Source organism: Listeria booriae, from assembly GCF_000766865.1.
Lineage (GTDB): Bacteria > Bacillota > Bacilli > Lactobacillales > Listeriaceae > Listeria_A > Listeria_A booriae.
On record NZ_JNFA01000011.1, the window covers coordinates 259,805 to 279,886 of the forward strand.

The 20,082-nt window shown below is 45.7% G+C and carries 16 protein-coding genes and 1 tRNA gene; 3 read left to right on the forward strand and 14 right to left on the reverse strand.

Annotated elements, in window-relative coordinates; all coding sequences use genetic code 11:
- Window positions 1–6: 6 nt before the first annotated feature.
- Together tkt and EP57_RS04545 are read left to right on the forward strand one after the other, a co-directional pair.
- Window positions 7–2,010 carry a transketolase gene (gene tkt, locus EP57_RS04540; RefSeq protein WP_036084602.1) on the forward strand — a complete coding sequence of 668 codons (2,004 nt, stop codon included), beginning with the start codon at window positions 7–9 and terminating at the stop codon, window positions 2,008–2,010.
- Window positions 2,011–2,174: 164 nt separating this feature from the next.
- On the forward strand, window positions 2,175–2,942 hold the full coding sequence (locus tag EP57_RS04545; RefSeq protein WP_036084603.1) for a DeoR/GlpR family DNA-binding transcription regulator: 768 nt from the start codon (window positions 2,175–2,177) through the stop codon (window positions 2,940–2,942).
- A 213-nt stretch (window positions 2,943–3,155) separates the two neighbouring features.
- Here the strand turns inward: EP57_RS04545 and EP57_RS04550 are convergent, their stop codons facing one another.
- From EP57_RS04550 to EP57_RS04580, 7 genes are all read right to left on the reverse strand, one after another.
- Window positions 3,156–3,593, reverse strand: a complete 438-nt coding sequence (locus EP57_RS04550; protein WP_036084604.1) for a universal stress protein — start codon at window positions 3,591–3,593, stop codon at window positions 3,156–3,158.
- Window positions 3,594–3,641: 48 nt separating this feature from the next.
- The gene (locus tag EP57_RS04555; RefSeq protein ID WP_036084606.1) at window positions 3,642–4,313 is read right to left on the reverse strand and encodes a TVP38/TMEM64 family protein; all 672 of its coding nucleotides are present in this window, start codon (window positions 4,311–4,313) and stop codon (window positions 3,642–3,644) included.
- Window positions 4,314–4,412: 99 nt separating this feature from the next.
- Entirely contained in the window at window positions 4,413–5,921 is a 1,509-nt protein-coding gene (locus EP57_RS04560) for a response regulator transcription factor (RefSeq protein ID WP_036084607.1), read from the reverse strand.
- Complete coding sequence (locus tag EP57_RS04565) at window positions 5,896–7,647, reverse strand: sensor histidine kinase (protein WP_036084613.1); 1,752 nt, start codon at window positions 7,645–7,647, stop codon at window positions 5,896–5,898. The genes EP57_RS04560 and EP57_RS04565 overlap by 26 nt, the downstream gene beginning before the upstream one ends.
- A gap of 24 nt (window positions 7,648–7,671) precedes the next feature.
- Window positions 7,672–8,319: a YesL family protein gene (locus tag EP57_RS04570; RefSeq protein ID WP_036084615.1), complete on the reverse strand. Its 648-nt coding sequence runs from the start codon at window positions 8,317–8,319 to the stop codon at window positions 7,672–7,674.
- A gap of 58 nt (window positions 8,320–8,377) precedes the next feature.
- Window positions 8,378–9,691, reverse strand: a complete 1,314-nt coding sequence (locus EP57_RS04575; protein ID WP_036084616.1) for a glycoside hydrolase family 125 protein — start codon at window positions 9,689–9,691, stop codon at window positions 8,378–8,380.
- Window positions 9,688–12,369 (reverse strand): alpha-mannosidase, encoded by a 2,682-nt coding sequence (locus tag EP57_RS04580; RefSeq protein ID WP_036084618.1) that lies wholly within the window; start codon window positions 12,367–12,369, stop codon window positions 9,688–9,690. Before EP57_RS04580 ends, EP57_RS04575 begins: the two co-directional genes overlap by 4 nt.
- Window positions 12,370–12,565: 196 nt before the next feature.
- Between EP57_RS04580 and EP57_RS04585 the strand changes: the two genes are divergently transcribed.
- Complete coding sequence (locus tag EP57_RS04585; RefSeq protein ID WP_036084620.1) at window positions 12,566–13,060, forward strand: GNAT family N-acetyltransferase; 495 nt, start codon at window positions 12,566–12,568, stop codon at window positions 13,058–13,060.
- Between the two features lie 156 nt (window positions 13,061–13,216).
- On the opposite strand, the gene EP57_RS04590 is transcribed toward EP57_RS04585, so the two are convergent.
- The 7 genes from EP57_RS04590 to gad form a co-directional block, all read right to left on the reverse strand.
- Window positions 13,217–13,690 carry a DUF2335 domain-containing protein gene (locus EP57_RS04590; protein WP_052167552.1) on the reverse strand — a complete coding sequence of 158 codons (474 nt, stop codon included), beginning with the start codon at window positions 13,688–13,690 and terminating at the stop codon, window positions 13,217–13,219.
- On the reverse strand, window positions 13,674–13,889 hold the full coding sequence (locus EP57_RS16815) for a hypothetical protein (RefSeq protein WP_036084623.1): 216 nt from the start codon (window positions 13,887–13,889) through the stop codon (window positions 13,674–13,676). The genes EP57_RS04590 and EP57_RS16815 overlap by 17 nt, the downstream gene beginning before the upstream one ends.
- 194 nt (window positions 13,890–14,083) lie before the next feature.
- Window positions 14,084–15,445, reverse strand: coding sequence for a replicative DNA helicase (gene dnaB / locus EP57_RS04600; protein ID WP_036084625.1), 1,362 nt, complete (start codon window positions 15,443–15,445; stop codon window positions 14,084–14,086).
- Window positions 15,446–15,501: 56 nt separating this feature from the next.
- Window positions 15,502–15,948: a 50S ribosomal protein L9 gene (rplI, locus tag EP57_RS04605; protein WP_036084627.1), complete on the reverse strand. Its 447-nt coding sequence runs from the start codon at window positions 15,946–15,948 to the stop codon at window positions 15,502–15,504.
- Between the two features lies 1 nt (window position 15,949).
- Entirely contained in the window at window positions 15,950–17,926 is a 1,977-nt protein-coding gene (locus EP57_RS04610) for a DHH family phosphoesterase (protein ID WP_036084629.1), read from the reverse strand.
- Window positions 17,927–18,192: 266 nt separating this feature from the next.
- Window positions 18,193–18,265, reverse strand: a tRNA-Asp gene (locus tag EP57_RS04620).
- Window positions 18,266–18,579: 314 nt separating this feature from the next.
- Window positions 18,580–19,986 (reverse strand): glutamate decarboxylase, encoded by a 1,407-nt coding sequence (gene gad / locus EP57_RS04625; RefSeq protein ID WP_036084633.1) that lies wholly within the window; start codon window positions 19,984–19,986, stop codon window positions 18,580–18,582.
- Between the last annotated feature and the right edge of the window lie 96 nt (window positions 19,987–20,082).

Sequence of the window (20,082 nt, forward strand, 5' to 3'; positions counted from 1 at the left end):
ACGCACATGTCATTAATGAATCAACAAATGATAAAAACAATCCGCGTACTATCAATGGATATGGTCGAACAAGCCAACTCCGGACATCCAGGCCTACCGATGGGCGCGGCACCAATGGCTTTTTGTCTTTGGAAAAATCATTTAAAATTTAATCCGGCACATCCGAACTGGTTCAACCGAGACCGATTCATACTTTCTGCGGGTCATGGCTCCGCCCTACTTTATAGTTTGCTTCATATTTTCGGCTATGATGTTAGTAAAGAAGACCTGCGCAACTTCCGGCAAAAAGACAGCGCGACGCCAGGGCATCCAGAATTCGGCCACACGCCTGGCGTTGACGCTACAACAGGTCCACTAGGCCAAGGTATCGCAATGGGCGTTGGAATGGCGATGTCCGAAGCGCATCTTGCGGCAATGTTTAACAAGGCGACCCACGAAGTAATTGACCATCACACTTTTGTCTTATGCGGCGATGGTTGCTTGATGGAAGGCATTTCTTATGAAGCAAGTTCCCTTGCTGGCCATTTAAAACTCGGCAAACTCATCGTTCTATATGACTCCAATGATATTTCTTTGGACGGCGATCTTGCGCAAAGTTTTTCCGAAGATATTGATTTGCGTTTTCGCTCGGCGGGTTGGCAAACATTGCGCGTCCCTGATGGAAATGACGTCGAAGCGATTGACAGTGCCATTTGTCTCGCAAAAGCAGAAACGACAAAACCGACCTTGATTGAAATAAAAACCGTGATTGGCGACGGAAGTCCGAGCAAAGCAGGCACAGCCGCAGCACATGGCGCGCCACTTGGCAAAGAAGAAATCGCTCAAATCAAGAAAAATTATGGCTGGGAACTAGAACCATTCGAAATACCAAAAGCAGTCGGCTATCAGAAAGACTACTACCTATCCAAAGGAAATCATCACGAATCGAAGTGGCTCCAAGCCTTCAACAAATACCGAAACGACTACCCAGAAGAAGCAGAAAAACTGCAACGCCTCATCGATAACCAAGAAACGACAGATCAGACGCTCATTTTACCAACCTATACGACAAATGATGCTCCGATGGCAACAAGAGACGTTTCAGGTACCGTTTTAAACGCCCTCGCGCCACAATTACCAAGCTTGTTTGGCGGTTCAGCAGATCTATCATCTTCTAACAAAACAATGATTAAAGACAGCGACGATTTCCTCGCTAACCATTACGAAGGCAAAAATATTTGGTTTGGCGTACGCGAATTTGCGATGGGTGGCATTTTGAATGGAATGGCATTGCACGGTGGAATAAAGCCTTATGGCGCGACTTTTTTCGTATTCTCAGATTACTTAAGGAGCGCGATTCGTTCGGCAGCTCTCATGAACCTTCCAGTAACATACGTGATGACACACGACTCTATCATGGTTGGAGAAGATGGCCCGACGCATGAGCCAATCGAACATTTAGCTTCCTTCCGCGCCATGCCAAACCTTGTCGTTCTAAGACCCGCGGATGCCAACGAAACAGTCGCCAGCTACAGATACGCGCTAACGCAGCAAGAAAATCCAGTTATGCTCGTGCTTAGCCGTCAAGCGTTGCCGAATTTACCAACCACAGACATAAAAGCTAGCACAGACGTCGAAAAAGGCGCTTATATCTTAGCCGAATCGCCAATAGATACGACAGATATTCTCCTAATCGCAACCGGCTCCGAAGTTTCCTTAGCAATGGAAGTTCGCGACTATTTAGCGACAGAACAACTCGGCGCTCGCGTTGTCAGCATGCCAAGTTGGGAACTATTTGAACGCCAATCCGCAGACTACCAAGAGACCGTTCTTCCAAGTGAAATAACACACCGCGTAGCAATCGAAATGGCATCCTCTCAAGGCTGGCACAAATATGTCGGCAACAAAGGCACGATTATCGCCATCGATACATTCGGAAAATCCGGTCCTGGCGCAGAACTCGCCGAAGATTTCGGATTCTCCGCTACCAAAATAGCAAATCAAATTTTAGCAACACTACAAAAAAATTAAGTAATGAGAGTCTGAGTGTGGCGGATGCTGACTTGGGCTCTCTTCTACTTTCCAGATACTACAATTATGGCTAGGCATGTGTTAAAATAAAAGTGTGATTTATTGAAAGCAAATAGAAAAAAACGATGAATTACACTATTATATGAAAGCGTAGGTGAAAATCCATGTTCGCAAATCAACGTCGAAATGAGATTCTTCATATGATTCAAGAACAAAAAACAGTATCCGTTCAGGAGCTAAGCGAGAAATTAAACGTCTCTGCAGCCACTGTCCGCACAGATTTAAACGCCATGGAAAAACAAGAATTACTTATACGAACACACGGTGGCGCCATGATGAAAGAAAAAGAAGACATCGACAAAAAATACGCCATTCGTGAAAAAAAACATCGCTCCGAGAAACAACGTATTGCAGCTGTGGCTTTTGAATATATTGAAGATGGTCAATGCATCATACTCGATGCCAGCACAACCTGTTTTGAACTCGCGAAGTTCATTAAAGAATCAACAAAGCGTCTAACGATTGTGACAAGCGGCTTAACAACAGCAACGATGCTAAAAGAGAATCCGAATTTGACCGTTATTATCATTGGAGGCATTGTTCGCAGTGGCTCTAACTCTATTGAAGGCTTGATTGGTCACGAATTATTGAAGAAAGTGAACGTAGACACCTTATTCACATCCGCTTATGCACTAAATGCCTCTGATGGCCTGACTGATTTTAGTTTATATGAAGTCGAACTCAAGCGCGAAATGGTGGCAACCGCTCATAAAACAATCGCACTTATCGATAACAGCAAACTCGGCAAAAGTTCCATCGCCACATTTGCTAAAATAGACGATATTCACCGACTCATAACAGACCAGTCACTATCCCCCGAATTAACAGCGTCTTTCCAGGCCGCAAAAGTTCCAGTGGAAGTGGCAAACTAATCGCAGTAAGGTCTGGATCAGCGTCTTTCTTGATGGCTCTGATTCAGTTCTCACGGCTTAACCATAGAAAAAAGCTTATACATCATGTATGCCACATGAAATATAAGCTTACTAAATAAATGCTGATGGGAAATCCCATTCACGGCATCTAACGTATACAACTCTGTTTTTTCAAGCATTCTATTTTCAAAAGTTTCACAGTGTTTTTTGTCCTTACTTCACCACTAACACATTACATGGCGCATGATTGACTACATACGCTGTGGTTGAGCCAATAAGTGATCGTTCTAGCGCGCCTCTTCCTGTTGCGCCGATGACGATTAAATCCACATTGTTATCCTTTGCATAGCTGACAATGCTTCTTTTTGCGTCACCGTGTACTGCTTCGTTTTTGTAGCTAACGTCGGAACCAAGTCCTGCAGTCATTTCTTCTAGTCGTTTTTCTGCCAAAGCTCTGTACACATCGTCCATTTCTGGGCGTACGTTTAACGATAAATATAACTCGTCGTTATTCGGCATTATTTCAACAATCACGGTCAAAAAGATAAACTCAACTGGTTCTAACGTTCCCAGTCTCAGCGCCTCTTGGAACGCATCATTTGACTGTTCCGAACCATCAACGGCCACTAAAATTCTTTTTTTATTTGTCATGTCACTTCACTCACTCTCATCGTTTATAAACTATCTAAAACTCCACATTTAGGCGTTACTTCTCACTTGTCCTCTGCGAATAAATCGAACTAGAAAAACGAGCAATACCACGCAAATGATGGATATAATAGCGATTTTGGTGTTCCCTTTAAGCAGCGCGTCTCCTCCAAATGCGTACAAAAAAGAGGTCGGTAAAACGCCAACGGTCACGGCTAGCAATAGCGATTTAAAAGCTATTTTTAGTTTAACGGCTGTGTAGCTTACAATGACGGACGGGATGACCGGCACCATATAGCCGAGCGAAATACCTACAGCGGGGCGTTTCATATGTGAAATGCTCTTCATGATGTCTCTTGGGTCTTTCGCCTTGTTAGATAATCCGAAGCGGCGCAACAGTAGAATAACGATTAGGTTACCAATTAAATTCCCAGTAACATTCATGAGTAAACCTAACCAAGGACCAAATGCAACCCCGATAAAAACACCGATGACGGAGTTTGGCACACCTGGAATGGCGCACATAACAGCGGTCAAGGCGACGAGTAACAACGCATCTTTTAGTTTATGATCGCGAATACTAGCCATTAAATGCGCCCTATCTGCTTTTGGGTCAAGGAACAGCATGAAATCAGCGTAGTAATCTTTGTATAACACATAACCAAGTAGAACAGCTAAGATGAGGCCTAGCAAAATGAGCATTACTTTTATACGGGTATTCATTTCTTGCTCCCCCACTTCACACGTATAGACGCCGTATTTTTTCACAATCTACTTTTATTATAGTCTTGTGCTTTCTACTTGGCAAATAACAACTGCGCTTTACTGTACGGTCTCTTTTTTGCGGAAGCCGTTTGGTGTGTAGCCGGTGTATTTCTTGAATTGACGGTAAAAATAAGCCATGTCTGTGTAGCCTGATTCTTCGGCGATCGTTGTGACGGGTTGTTTGGTGCCCATTAGGATTTCTTTGGCGTGGTTGACGCGGAATTGGTTTAGGTAGTCTGTGAAATGGACGCCGACTTCTTTTTGGAAAAGTTGACCGAGGTAGACGGCGTTAATGTGGAATTTTGCGCCGAGTGTTTTTAAGGACATGCCTTCTGTGAAATTTTCAGCGACGTAGGTTAGGATTTTTTGGATAATTGGGCTTTTGCTGTTGTCGTCATGTTGTTTGCGGTCAAAAAACGGGTGGATGAGTTCTAACATTGTGTTTTTGAGTTCGCATGGGGTGATTGCGCCGTCTAGCCTGCGAATTACGGTGAGCAGTTGTTCCGGGTCGGATTCGGACATCATGAGGGCAACTTCGCTTAGGACGCGGATGACTTGATGTGGGTCGCTTTCGTATAAATGAAGCTCCCATTCCGCAAAAAAGGCATCGAGCCAAGCCAATGTTTCCTCTTTTTCTCGCAAAACAAGGGCGCGAGCTAGCTGATGTTGGCTAAAATTCGGGCGCCATCTATGAGGCAAAATTTTGTCTGCGGAAATAAGTGTGCCGGGTGAAGAAACAAGCCGTTCTTGCAAAAGTTGCTCCAATTGGCGGAAGGCTTTCGGAAAATAGGCCGTCCCAGTTCCGACTTCGCTCATCAAAAAGAAACATTGCTCCGCGCCAACAATCGCGCTTATCTCGTCGTACACCTTGGCAATCTGCGTCGCGATTCCTGTCTCATCCTCTGCCATCAAGCCAATCAGCAGTTCCTCCTCAGGATTTAGCAACATGAACGGATATTCCGCACGCAAATACGACTGCAATTTTCGCCACCCGTCCGCCGTCCAATCACGCCGTCCATACATCGGCTGAATCCAAATCAGCGCCGTCATCTGGTCTTGCGCAAGCGGCATCTTGTACAGCGCCATCCGCTCCTTCCAGTCCTCCGTCCCAATTCGGTTGTTCAACCAACGCCACAGCGCATTGTCTCGCAAAATATAATACGCCTCATCATCTCCCGTTGCCTGAAAATCAGCCTCCACTTTCTCCTTGATTTGCGTAATCGTCTCCAATAATTCCGTCTCATTCAGCGGCTTCAACAAATAATTCTCAATCCCAATCGCCAGCCCCCGCTTCACATACTCAAACTCCTGGAATCCCGACAAAACAATGAATTTCGTCGTGTCCTGTTCCTTCTTCCAAGCCTCAATCAACTGCAAACCGTCCATTTTCGGCATCTTAATATCCGTAATCACTAAATCACACGGTTGCGTCGCAAAATGCGTCAAGGCTTCCATCCCATTTTTCGCCGTCCCGATAATTTCAATTTCCTCATCAAATTCCCGAATCACGGCCTGCAATCCTTGCACAATCAACGGTTCATCATCTACTAAAAGCATTTTCAACATAGTTTTTCCTCCCATCAGATGTGTACGGAACGCGCAGAACGACTTCCGTGCCTTGGTTTTGAATACTCGTTATTTCTAAACCGTACTGCTCTCCAAAATAAAGCTGAATCCGGCGGTGAATGTTCACGAGTCCAATCCGACCTTGCTGCTCGCCTCCCAAATCCGTCTTAATCTGCATCATTTTCTGCTCCGTAATCCCCTTGCCATCGTCGCGCATCCTCACTTCCAACACATCCCCAACCCGCTTGGCGCTAAACGTCAGGCTCGTGCGCCGATCATCATGCCGCGCATACTTGAAGAAATTCTCCACAAGAGGCTGTAGCGTAAACTTCAAAAACGGGTGCTCCAACAACGGCTCCTCCACCTCTAAGAAAAATGGGACCTCTTGCTGGTAGCGCAGTTCCATGAATTGCAAATATTGACGAACGTATCCCACTTCATCGGCCAGCGTCACCATTTCAATATTATCCGCCGTGTAGCGAAGCAACGTCGATAAATGATAAATCATGTTGCTCGTCACTTTCGCGCCTTCAAGCCTCGCGTTCATCCGAATAGCTTCTAGCGAATTATACAAAAAGTGCGGCTCGACTTGGCCTTGCAACGCCTTCAGCTGGGCCTTCTGTTCCTCGATTTCGAGCGTGTATACTTGTTTAATATAATCGTTCAAACTGTCACCCATCTTGTTAAAACTTTGACTGATTAGCGTCAATTCGTCTTCACGTTCGTCGACGGGAAGCTTCGCGTCAAGCCCGCCTTTTTCCATCTGATCCATGCCGTCAACGATGACTTGAATGCGGTTGGAGTAACGACGGCTAATGAAGAAGTTGATGGTGATTGAGATGAGGACAAGTCCAACGCCGACGCCAAACAAAGTCCATTGTAGAACGGGAATACCGCCGATTTGGCTTTCGGGAACAATGACTTGGCCGAATGCGCCTGATGCTTGCGGTTCGGTGGTTTGTAGGTAGCCGCTGCCAGGACGGTAGCCGTTTTCTTGATCGGCGTCTGTGATGTCCGGCAGGAGGTGATTGCTGTACAGACGCTCATCGTTGCTGTTCATGACGGCGAATGTTGATGCTTGTTTTGCTTTTGGAATGAGGTCCGCGAGAAAGTCTTCGTCGGTGTACATCAACACCGTGCCAAGCGGTTGTAGCGTACTCGGGTCATTGACGACTTGTTTGAATACGATGCTCGCGTCAAGACGGAAAATGTTTTCTTTACGCGACACGGCTTGTAGTAATTTTTGCTCGCCGTATTTTTCAAAGAGGGGTTGCCATTTGCTGTAGTTGGTCGGAAACGTGTAGGTGAATTCTTTGTCCGCGGACACGAGCTGTACGGCAATGACATCGTCGTCATATGTAAAATAGGAACGTAGAAAACTTTGTAGATCAACGCTGTAAAAACCTTGTTTTGCGTAGTAGTTATCGATGTTTTTCTGGATGTAGTCCGCGTAATCGTGTGTCATCGCAATTTGGACGTCGTTCATGAGGTCACTGTTTTTGTAAATTTCTTGCGTCATGCCAACGAGCGCCTGTTCTTTTCGGTCTACGGCAACAACTTGCGATTCTGAAACCGCTTTCGTTTCTTGCAACACTGCGTCGACTTTAATGTTCGTATAGTATTTAGATATGAAAAACAGCAATAATCCAACGGTGAACAGTGATGTCAGAGAAAATACGAGAAGCATTCGTTGGAAAATTCGCCGTTTTCGTTTGTTAGCACTCAAATTGTATACACCCCCCAGTCCTTATTATGCCACACTTTCTGCTGATTGGGCTGTCATTTTAGCTTGCATTTTTTGAAAGCGGATGAGGTTGACTTTCATGACCCAGTAGGCTGGCAGGACGCCGGAAATAAACAGGACGAGCGCTGGTACTTGGGCGATGAGGTAGACGGCGACGCCGAACCCTGCGATTAGTAGCAATGATGTTTTCCAACTAGTGAATGCGAGCAGGAATGACTGCATGAGATAGCCTCGCAATGGGTAGATAAAGTGCGCATAGACGGAAAAATAATTCACCAGCGCAAGCAATGTCATCGCAAATAGGAAGAACAAAAAGAAGTACAGCAAGCTTGACACCAAGCCATTCATCGTCGCAAAAACAATGCGTAAATCAACGTAAAGAAAACCGAGAATCCCCGCAAAACAAAGTCCTGCAATGTTCGTTTCGAGGAAGGCTTTTTTATAGGCTTTCCAAGCGGTAGGCCAAATCGCGATATCGATATCTTTTTGCGACCATTTGCGCGTAACGGCGAACAGTGCGGCAGTGGCTGGCATGAAACCGAAAATACCAAGACCGATAATGATGAGGAACATCCAAACCAAGTTCGCCCAAACAAAACGGATGAGCCATTGGCTGGCAACGAAAAACTTATCTATTTTTTCAACTTTATTCATTGTATCCCAACTCCTACAACGAAAGAGCGAGCCTGATTTGGCGCACTCTTCGTGATTATTATTTGTTATTTTTGGCTAGCGGCGAGCCTTTGACATAGATTCCGCACAAACTGAGGACAAATTCGCTGAACATTGCGTTTGACCAAGCGAACCATTCGCGTGTGTATTCGTGATGGTTGCTCGCGTTAACGCCTTCATGCATGAACCCTGTATCGCCATCCGTTTCGATAAGCATTTCTAAAATGGCTAGTTTTTCGGAAATGCTCGTTGCAGTCATCCCTTGTACGCTAAGCGCGATTGGCCATACGTAATGGTCTGGCGTGTGCGGGCTACCGATTCCTGTTAGTTGCGTACCTTCTACGTAAAACGGATTTTCTCGACTCAAAATGAAGCGGCGTGTTGCGATATATTTCGGATCATTGAAAGCACCGTAGCCAAGATATGGCGCTGCGAGTAGACTCGGAACGTTTGCGTCATCCATGAAGTTTTTGCGTCCTGTGCCGTCGACTTCGTAGGCGTAAATATCGCCGTAATATGGATGTTCTTGAACGGCGAATTCTTGAATGCCCCGCTCGATTTCATTTTTTAATTTTGTGATTCGGGTTGTGAGTTCTTGGTCTTGCCAGCATGCCGCATTGATTTCTTCGAGGTAGCCGAGAGCCACGACCGCGAACATGTTGCTAGGCACTAAATAACCGTAAAGGCAGGCGTCATCACTCGGGCGAAAACCGCTCCACGTCATGCCTGTGTACGCAACTTCTGTGCCTCTGCCATCGCGATTTAGCGTATCCGATTGGCGAACATCCACACGCTCAAAAGAATAAGGCGAATCTGTCTCATGGCGTTGCTCCGTCTCCCAAACATCCAGAATCGTAGCCGTAGCTTCGCGAAAATCAGTGTCGAAATGCGCCGTACTGCCCGTGCTTTGCCATAATAAGTAGCCTAATTGAATAGGATAACAAAGCGAATCAATCTCGTATTTACGTTCCCAAACATGCGGTGACATCTCCGTTTTATCTTCTTGAAAACCTTTGCCGTTCGCTTCTTGGTTAAACGCATTCGCATACGGGTCCAGTTGGATGAAACGCATTTGCTGCTTCACAAGTCCCGCAATCACTTCCGCCATTTCCGGGTCACTTTCTGCCACCATCAAATACGGTCTGATTTGGCTCGTTGAATCGCGTAACCACATCGCTGGAATGTCTCCTGTAATGACAAACGGCAAACCTTCCTTCGTTTCTGTCAGCGTTGTCGCATACGTATTTAAAAAGCATTTTTGAAACATTTCCTGTAATTTTGGATACTCCGGAAATGTTTTTGCTACGGTATCAATCATTTTTTGAAAGCTTTTCGGCACATTTTTCGTCGTCATTTCTTGTCCTCTTTTCTCCACGTGATAATTTCACTCGGCGCTACATTCCAACGTTTTGCCGATTCGGTCGCTACTTTTTCTTCTAAAATTGTCGTTTTGCACATGTTTTGCAGTAATTCGAGCTCCTGCACGCTTTTTGTTACATTATAAAAACGTAAAACTTCCGCATCTTGGCTCGTCGCCCGTTTCCAGCTTGAGAAAATAAGGCCTGGCGCATCTTGCCACATTGCGAACTCTTCACGATTGGAAAGTCGCCCATCATGTTGCGAATCTGCTTGTACCGCGAATGGCTCCATTTGGTACTCATACGCCCATTTAGCGGCTTCCGATCGAAGTTCCTCTTCCTTATATGGCATCACATAAAACTGCGCTACCTGCTCACCAAGTGACTGCGCCTCAGGAGCTGGGAAGTTACCCCAATCGCCAATCTCCGAATTCGCGCGCAGCAATGTCAGACGGATTTCCGAACCATCCGCGTTCACCTCATACTCTGGCAAACCATGGTTCACAACCATCAAGCCACCAAGTGCCACAAAAGCTTGCTGACGCTGGTCATTGCTTGGATTTTGCCATTCCTCGCTCACCTGATTTGGACGTTCCACAATTTCAAAAACGCTATCTGCAAAATGCGTTTCGCGCTTCGTCCCAGTCGGGAAAATCGCGCGCAGACGATGATCTTCTATCTGATTTTCCATCTGAACATCCACTTTTAGCGCATGCCCTGCTTTTTCTAGTGTCAGTGAAGTCCGAATCACAAACTCGCGCAACTTTTCCGAACGCGGCGATACACGTCCCGGATGCCAAACAACGCGCGCCTTCTCATCTGCAAAACTCACCTTATCCGCCGATTCTGGCAACATCATCACATGTGTAATCTCCACCGTTTTGCGCACCGCAGAATCCTCCGTCACCACACAATTAGCCGTCAGATTCTCCGTCGTCACCCGCAGGCCATCGCCAGTTTCCTTAAACATGTACTCGTTACCAATATCGCCTTGATCCACGTAACCACCAAGCCCCGCAAAAGTGCGCCCAGTTTCCTTACAAGTCACCGCATAACTGCCATTCTCCGCAATGTCCACCTTCAAAAACTGATTTTCCAAATGCTTCGCGTCACTTTCAAGACTTACTAGCTCTTTTTCAGCCACAGGCGTCGCAAAATACGTCGCAAACCCCATCTTCGGCAAACCTTCCGCAACAAACGTCACACGATAACGCCTTGCAAAATAAGGCTTCCGGAACGCTCGATCCGGCAACTCATAATCAAACTGCATCCCAAGCTCCGTCACACTAGCGTCCACCAAATTTCCGTCCGCATCCCGAACTTCCAAAGTCGCACGCGGCAACCCGTCCAAATACGCCGGAATCTCCTCAAACGGCATCTCCGCAAAATACGTCCGGTCCAGCTCCACATCCACCGTCACAACCCGCGATGCCTCATAACCCGACGTATGGAACACCACAATCGGCACAGTCTTCCCATCCAATTTTGCCGTCGTCGTATCCACCTGCCGCACAATCCGCGTCACACTATCCGCAAGCATCGCACGCGCCGCCTGCTCCGCCCTCATGAACCGCGTCTCCATCTCCCGATGCACCGCGTCCAAACTACAGCCCGTAATACTATCATGAATCTGATTTTCCATCAGCATTTTCCATGTGAATTTCAAATACTCCTCCGGATACGCCGTCCCGACCCGCGATGCCATCACCGCAATCGGCTCCACCTGCTTCTCAAGCAACTGCTGCACACGCTGGTTCGCCTGCTTCAAGTACATCCGAGAAGACGCCGTGTTCACCAACGTCGACCAGCCATCCGTCCGCTGATTCGTCAGTTCCCCCTCAATCACCTGCAAATCATCACTCGGCACCAACTCCTGTAATGCCGTCACATACTCCGCAAAATGACTATGCTTAAACTCTACGTCCGGATACAATTCCCGTGCCACATCCAGCGCCTCCGGCAAGTCCACCTGCACCGGCTGATGATCGCAGCCATTCATAAACAACAAAGCTCCCGTCGACGCGTAACTCTCCGCATCCCCAAGCTTCTTGTCCCAGAACGCCTTCGCACTTTCCGCATCCACAGGAATCTCGTTCCCATTCGAATACCAATTCGCTAGCAAAACACCCAAAACCCGCGTCCCGTCCGGCGCCTGCCAATACATCTCCGAAAACGGCGACGTATAATCACTCTCAAAAACCTGATTATTAAATCCCGTCGGCTTCACACCACGACCAAAAATCACCGCATCCATCCCGGCCTGCTTCACAAGTTGCGGCGCCTGACCATAAATCCCAAACGTATCCGGGAAATAACCAATTTTCTCAACCGCACCAAATTTTAGCGCATCCTGATTCCCATAAATCAAATTACGCACATTCGCCTCACTGCTCGTCAAAAAAGCATCCTGCAACATATACCAAGGACCAATCCGCAGTTTCCCGTCACGAACCAACCGCTCCATCCGCGCCCGCTCATCAGGCTTCACAAGCAAATAATCATCCAACATAACCGTCTGCCCGTCCATATGAAAATACTCAAATCCATCCTTATTCTCCAACAAATCCGCAACCTCATCCACCAACGTAACAAGTCGATACCGCAACGACTCCAGTGGCAAGAACCACTCCCGATCCCAATGTGAATGTGAAATTATGTACGCCGTTTTCTTCATATCTATCCCAACCCCGCATATACTCAATTTTTGTATTCGTTTTCATTCTCAGTATATCGGGCTATTTTTCGAAAATCAATGACCTGCGTCCATTTACTATGATAAGTCTACATTTATAAATTTTGTCTACCCCAAACCCGCTCACTTCCTAAATCCAGCCAAATATGCTACTATAATTCAAAAAAGGAGAACCACCATGCAAATCAAAACCGCAAAAACAAAAAAAGACAGTGCAGACATTTCTACACTAGCCCATAAAATTTGGCACGAACACTATCCAACCATCATCACGACCGAACAAATCGACTACATGCTCGCCAAATTCCAATCACCCGAAGCCATCGAAGCCGACATCACAAGCGGCACCATCTATTTAATGGCCTACCAAGAAGACAAATTCGTCGGCTACACCGCATTTTACCAACAAGAAAACGAACTCTTCCTAAGCAAGCTTTACATAGACCCATCGCACCACCGCCAAGGCATCGGCAAAACCCTATTCGCCCGCGTCACAACCCACGCCAAAGAACAAAACCTGCCAACCATCCGCCTCTACGTCAACAAATACAACAGCAACTCCATCGAAGCCTACAAAAAAATGGGCTTCACCGTAGAGAAAGCCCTAATCACCGACGTCGGCAACAACTTTATTATGGATGACTACACGATGACCTACAACACAACAAAATAACCACTCCAAGCTTGCGAACAATTCTGTCGCAGGCTTTTTTCATAATTGGCTAGGCAAACACAAAAAGAACCTCCACATAAGTGAAAGCTCCTAGACTATAAAAAAACCTGTCCGTATCTCCAAACCTCAGCGTGTCTACAAACGCTGACGGACTAGCTAAGCTATGTTTTTCTCATTTATCCTCTCGTCAGTTGTATCTACTTCCTTCGCAGGAATTCCTGTAAAAGAACCCACCAAACCTAACGCAGTAACCCCCGAAAGAGCTGTTCCTGTTATTGCATGTCCATTTAATATTAAAATAAAACCAAGGACAATCACAATAATCCCAATTGTGAAACCTAAATACTGGCTTCGTTGTCTGTCTCTAACTTCTTTATGCAGCGTGGCTTTCTCCATTGAGCGCCTATGTGTTGATTCCGCTACTCCATTTTCAATAATAAGCTTAGCAGCACCTGGATTTAATTCTTCGTATCTTCCTAGAATGGACGGATGAGGAATAGGACCGTAATGCATTTCAAGTGAAATCATAACTTCCTCCTGTCTCTCATCAGGCATTTGTTGCACAGTGTCTAGTATTTCTGTAATGTCATCACACGAAACGTCTGCAAGCTCATTATCTAGTTGACTCATACTTGTTAATCGCCACCTCCATGTCACGACCGATAACGTAAAAGTCATTACGGATACGTCTGGATTCTTCCGCCTGATTGCTCGATTTCTTAGTGTCAACCGATTTAGTAACCACTTTCTCACGACGGCTAAACATATTCTTCACAGCATAAAACAAATTTCTATACGATTGAAAGACATTTCTAAAGCTGTTTCTCATCTTATTTCTCCTCCAATTCTCGTAATATTTCAGAATAATTATCTATTTCGTACAACTATGCAAATTGAACCGCGTCAATATACCTCACCAAAATTATAATACCATTCGCCCTTTTTGTCAAAATTTAAACGAAATAACAAAAAACAGCAACATAGTGGCTATCTAGCCCTCCATATTGCTGTTCTAATCTTCCTCTAAGCTCCCGAGGGAACTTGCATATCGTCATACCTGACTTCTAGGTTAACGAATTTATTGTATTCTTTCACAAACGCCAACTGAACTGTTCCAACTGGGCCATTCCGTTGTTTTGCAATGATAATTTCGATGGTGCCGTCATTCTCACTTTCATGATCGTAGTAATCATCACGGTATAAGAACGCGACGATATCGGCATCTTGCTCGATGGAACCTGATTCACGAATATCCGACATCATTGGGCGCTTATCTTGGCGGGACTCTACGCTACGAGATAGCTGTGACAGGGCAATGACTGGGATTTTCAATTCCCGCGCTAAGGCTTTTAGGGAACGTGAAATTTCCGATACTTCTTGTTGACGGTTTTCGCCGCCACGGCCACTTCCTGCGATGAGCTGCAAATAGTCAATTACAATCATGCCAAGTCCTGCTTCTTGTTGCAAGCGACGACATTTCGAACGGATTTCATTGACGCGCACGCCTGGTGAGTCATCAATGTAAATGCCTGAATTCGATAAAGTCCCCATCGCGATGGTAAGTTTTTGCCAATCGTCGGCGGTTAAAGAACCTGTACGCAGATTTTGCGCATTGATATTGCCTTCTGCACAGAGCATCCGCATGACCAGCTGCTCGGCGCCCATTTCGAGACTGAAAATCGCGACGTTCTCATCTGTTTTTGTAGCAACGTTCTGCGCGATATTAAGTGCGAAGGCGGTTTTACCTACGGAAGGACGGGCGGCCACGATAATTAAATCATTGCGCTGAAAACCTGCCGTCATATGATCGAGCGCGCTAAATCCACTCGGAATCCCTGTAATATCCCCTTTTCGATTATGCAAAATTTCAATGTCATCGTACGTTTTTACGAGAACATCTTTAATGTTTTTAAAAGCTCCGACGTTTTTGCGTGAGGAAACTTCGAGGATGTTCTTCTCGGCTTCGTCCATCAGCAGTTCGACTTCATCTTCACGGGCATAGCTGTCTGTTGCAATCTGTGTCGCCGTACGAATCAAGCGACGTAGCAAGGCTTTGTCTTCTACGATATGGGCATAATATTCCAAGTTCGCCGCAGTTGGTACCGCGCCTGATAGCTCCGTCAAATATGGCAATCCACCAACGTCCTCAATCTTGCCAGTAGAGGCTAACGCTTCATAGATTGTCACGACATCGACCGCTTTGCCTTGGTCACTCAATTCCAACATCGCTTCAAAAATCAGCTGATGCGCCTGACGATAAAAGTCATCGGGCATTAATATTTCAGAGGCCGTAATCAGCGCTTCTGGTTGCAGAAAAACCGCACCTAAAACGGCTTGTTCAGCCTCGACATTTTGAGGTGGTGTTCGATCTTGTATGTTATCCACTCACTTGGCCTCCTTCCAACGTATTGCTTGAAAATAGTATTTTCATCGCGTTTGATTTATTCTTCGCTAACATGAACGTCCAAAGTTGCGACTACGTCATGGTGTAGTTTTACTGGAACTTTTGTATGTCCGAGTGTACGAATCGCTTCTGGAAGATCGATTTTGCGTTTATCTACTTTGATTTTGTGGTCTTTCTCTAGGGCTTGGGCGATTTGTTTAGATGTTACGGAACCGAAAAGACGGCCGCCTTCACCTGATTTTGTTTTTAATTCGATCGTTAGTTTCTCGACTGTTTCTTTTAACGCTTTGGCATCTGCTAGTTCTTGCGCTGCTTCTTTAGCTGATTTTTTCTTTTGACCTTCTAGGGCGCTGATATTGCTGTTTGTTGCTGGTGTTGCATAGCCATTTTTGATTAGGAAGTTTTGCGCGTAGCCGTCTGCCACGTCTTTAACCTCACCTTTTTTACCTTTGCCTTTTACGTCTTTTAAAAATATAACTTTCATCTTAGTTTTCTCCCTTCCAATAAGCATCGATGGCTTCTAAAAGTTGCCGTTTTGCTTCTACTATTGTGATATTTTTAAGCTGAGTTGCCGCGTTGGATAAATGTCCGCCGCCGCCCAGTTTCTCCATAATAACTTGCACATTGATTTCGCCTAGTGAGCGGGCGCTAATGCCAATCATTTTATCGGGACGTAGCGTGATGACGAACGATGCCTGAACGCTTTCCATGGATAACATCGTGTCAGCTGCTTGTGCCGCAATAACGGTGCCAAAAACTTCATCTTCACGCCCAATCGCAATCGCCATACCATCGTGATACACCTCAAGTGATTCGACCAAGCGACTCCGCTGTCTGAACGTCTCAATATCTTCTTTTAGAAATTGTTGTACGAGAACGGTATCAGCGCCAAGTGAGCGTAAATAACTCGCCGCATCAAAGGTACGCGATCCGGTGCGCAACGTAAAGTTCTTCGTATCGACGACAATCCCCGAAAGAAGCGCCGTAGCCTCGATTTTGCCGACTTTTTCAGTGGCTGGTTGGTATTCGAAAAGTTCGGTTACTAGTTCCGCCGTTGAAGAAGCGTATGGCTCGATGTAGACAAGTACAGGGTTCTCGACGAATTCTTCAGAACGACGATGGTGATCGACAACAACGACGTGTGCCGCAGTGTCTAGTAGTTCTTTATTAATAACCATCGACGGCTTGTGCGTATCCACTACGACGAGCAGACTTTTGTCGGTAATCATGTCGAGCGCTGCTTGTGGCGTAATAATATTGCGTATAACATCGGGATATTTCTCGATTTCACGCATTAAACGCTGCACATCCGGACTCATTTTACCAGGTTCGACGATTACAAAACCTTGACGTTCGTTCATTTCTGCGACTTTCATCACGCCGAGACTGGAACCGACGACATCCATATCTGGATAGCGATGCCCCATAACAAAGACTTGATCGCTTTGCGTAATGAGCTCTTGCAATGCCTGCGAGATAACCCGTGCGCGAACCCGTGTCCTTTTTTCCATCGGATTTGTTTTACCGCCGTAAAAACGGACTTGACCTTCTGGTTGTTTGATTACGACCTGATCCCCGCCACGACCGAGCGCCAAATCAAGCCCTGACTGCGCTAAATCAGCAAGTTCAATCAAATCTTCTTCATTGTACCCAATCCCAATGCTGAGCGTGAGTGGGATATTTTGCTTGGACGTCCGCTCCCTAATCCGATCAAGAATCTGGAACTTCTCTTCTTCTAGCTGTGCCAACTGCGCCTCTGTCAAAAAGGCCATAAACCGATCTGAGGAAATCCGCTTCAAATAAATACGGTGCTCCTTCGCCCAGTTCGTTAGCATTGACGTCACGAGATTGTTGAGCGCACTGCGACGACGGTCATCCATGCCTTGCGTCCACTCATCATAATTATCAAGAAAAATAATCGCAAAAACCGATTTATCCGCTTGATATCGTTTGTTTAAATCATAATATTCCGTTCTATCATACAAATAAATAATCCGTTCCTGCCGTTTAACAATCGTATCGAATCGGTGCTCCCGCCATGCAATCGACTGGATTCCTTGATCCTCTTCACCACGAATCACCGCCAAGAATTCCGGTCCGACATCGGCAAGTGACGACCCTAAAATCTCATCATCCTGCCCAAAATATTTTGCCATGAATGGGTTAAACCACTCAATATTATAATCTTCATCATATAATAAAATCCCCATCGGCATTTCAACGAGCGCTTCACCTTCGCTCCGCTTAATCCGATACGATAGATTCGAAATATACTGCTGGACTTCTTTCGTCATCCAACTCTCCATGAATAACAGCAAAATAACGAGTGACATTACAGCAACAAATAAAAGTACTGCCAACCACCACTTGTAGTAAAAAGTGACAACTGTCAGGACAAGTACGACTGCGATTAGCCCATACAACGGATATTTTAGCATTCTCTTCCGAAAAAAGCCTGACATCTATTGAAGCCCCCTTGCTTTCTTAGTTTAATTGGAATTGCTAGATTTTGACCCCTTCATTTGGATATTTCGTGTTATGTAGTCTATGTCTTACGTGCTTTAAGCATCCCTATTCCCCGTTTGGATAAGAATACTATAATCATACCATAAATCAAGATTTGAATGTTACTATGAAGCAAAAATGTAACAATAGGTATTGCTAATGAAAAAAATCGCGCTTCGTAATTTAGAGTCATCTCTAAGCACAAAACGCGATTCTTATTTGACGGTCCCGACGGGATTTGAACCCGCGATCTCCTGCGTGACAGGCAGGCATGTTAACCCCTACACCACGGAACCTTTTTTGCTGCACCATTTTTGGCACTTCCTTATTAAATCATTTTTCAGCCCTGGCGTCAAGCCTTTTTCAGAAGTTTATTCGAAAAACAGTTTGAAACAAAACAAATTTTCACGCAAAATATGTAGGAAACCACGAGCCCCCTTTTTGGGTGAGACGTGTTTCCTGCTATTCACAAATCGAGCGAAAGCGTTTGTATTCAGGGGATTTGGTGGAAGCCGGAAGCGGAGCATACTCGTGTATGTGAGAACCGGAAGTCCGCCAAATCCCCTGAATGCGAGCGCTTGTCGCCGATTTATTTAGGTTATCCATCGAATTAGTGTGTGAAACCGTGGGATGTTTTTGGGTGATTGTTTGCGTTTGGGATGATATGTGATTTGTTTAGTTTTTCGATGGAGGCTTTGAGGTCGCGTACGAATAATAGGGCTGAATCGTAGCTGAAATCGCCTTTGATTACTGCGCGTAAAACGACCATTTCTTCTAAGTCCGCAGGCATTGGATAAGCAGGGACTTGCCAGCCGCGCATGCGTAGGAAATCGGATAGGTCGTATAAATCCCATGCTACACCTGGGTCTTCTTTTAATGTCCATGCGATGACCGGTAGTTGGTCTGCGCCATTGATGACTTCGAACAGGTCCAGTTTTTCGATTTCTTTGGTGATGTATTTGGCTGCTTTTTGCGTGCGGGCGTGCACTTGGCGGAAGCCTTCGAAACCGAGGCGCAGGAATAGGTAATATTGTGCGACGATGAGACTGGCTGGACGGGAAAAATTAATAGCCATCGTTGGCATGTCACCGCCGAGATAACTTACTTTGAAAATCAGTTCTTCGGGAAGCCATGTTTTGTCTTTCCACAAAACCCAACCGACACCTGGATAAACTAGTCCGTATTTGTGACCTGATGTGTTGATTGATTTGACGTTATCGAGACGAAAATCCCATTCTAAATCGGGTTCCATAAATGGTGTGTATAAGCCGCCTGACGCTGCGTCCACATGAATGTAGACTTTTACCTTACTTGTTTCGTTATAGGTCGTAATCGCCGCGTCCAGCGCTTTAATGTCATCATAGCGACCTGTGTACGTCAAGCCCATGATACCAACGACGCAAATCGTGTAGTCATCGATTAACTCAATCGCTTTTTCTGGGTCGAGCGCAAGGCATTCTTTCGTAACAGGAACTTCGCGTAATTCCACGTCCCAATACACGCCGAATTTCTCCCAAACGACTTGATACGCTGAAGAAATAACCAAATTTGGCCGTTTACTCATGTCTAAGCCTAATTCGCGTGCTTGTTTCTTCCACCGGAAAAGTGCCGCCATTCCGCCTAACATACAAGCTTCGGAAGAGCCGACCGTCGATGTCCCAATGAATTCATCGCGTTGATCAGCGTGCCATAAGTTCGCAATAATGTTGACACAACGCTCTTCAATTTCTGCCGTTTGCGGATATTCTGATTTGTCGACCGCATTTTTATCTAGCGTATTCATAATCAATTGCTGCGCTTCTGGCTCCATCCATGTTTGAACAAATGTCGCTAAGTTCTGACGCGCACTGCCTTCATCACGCAGTTCATCCATAATAAAATCGTACGCAGCACCGGCTGGCATTGTATCTTTTGGAATTTCATATCGTGGCAATGGCTGCTCTGATAAACCTTTTCCGTAAAATAGTTGTATTTCGTCGTGTTCTGAATCGCTTTTATTTCCACCGAGTAATGCCATAGTGAGTCATCTCCTTTTTATAGTCCTCTTCACTACCATAACCTATTTTACTTACACACAAACTTATTTGTAAAGTCATCAACAAAAAGAAACTCC

Coding starts and splice junctions, on each gene's coding strand:
- tkt (WP_036084602.1), top strand. CDS start 7: ATGTCATTAATGAATCAACAAATGATAAAAACAATCCGCGTACTATCA.
- EP57_RS04545 (WP_036084603.1), top strand. CDS start 2,175: ATGTTCGCAAATCAACGTCGAAATGAGATTCTTCATATGATTCAAGAA.
- EP57_RS04550 (WP_036084604.1), bottom strand. CDS start 3,593: ATGACAAATAAAAAAAGAATTTTAGTGGCCGTTGATGGTTCGGAACAG.
- EP57_RS04555 (WP_036084606.1), bottom strand. CDS start 4,313: ATGAATACCCGTATAAAAGTAATGCTCATTTTGCTAGGCCTCATCTTA.
- EP57_RS04560 (WP_036084607.1), bottom strand. CDS start 5,921: ATGTTGAAAATGCTTTTAGTAGATGATGAACCGTTGATTGTGCAAGGA.
- EP57_RS04570 (WP_036084615.1), bottom strand. CDS start 8,319: ATGAATAAAGTTGAAAAAATAGATAAGTTTTTCGTTGCCAGCCAATGG.
- EP57_RS04575 (WP_036084616.1), bottom strand. CDS start 9,691: ATGACGACGAAAAATGTGCCGAAAAGCTTTCAAAAAATGATTGATACC.
- EP57_RS04580 (WP_036084618.1), bottom strand. CDS start 12,369: ATGAAGAAAACGGCGTACATAATTTCACATTCACATTGGGATCGGGAG.
- EP57_RS04585 (WP_036084620.1), top strand. CDS start 12,566: ATGCAAATCAAAACCGCAAAAACAAAAAAAGACAGTGCAGACATTTCT.
- EP57_RS04590 (WP_052167552.1), bottom strand. CDS start 13,690: ATGAGTCAACTAGATAATGAGCTTGCAGACGTTTCGTGTGATGACATT.
- EP57_RS16815 (WP_036084623.1), bottom strand. CDS start 13,889: ATGAGAAACAGCTTTAGAAATGTCTTTCAATCGTATAGAAATTTGTTT.
- rplI (WP_036084627.1), bottom strand. CDS start 15,948: ATGAAAGTTATATTTTTAAAAGACGTAAAAGGCAAAGGTAAAAAAGGT.
- EP57_RS04610 (WP_036084629.1), bottom strand. CDS start 17,926: ATGTCAGGCTTTTTTCGGAAGAGAATGCTAAAATATCCGTTGTATGGG.
- gad (WP_036084633.1), bottom strand. CDS start 19,986: ATGGCATTACTCGGTGGAAATAAAAGCGATTCAGAACACGACGAAATA.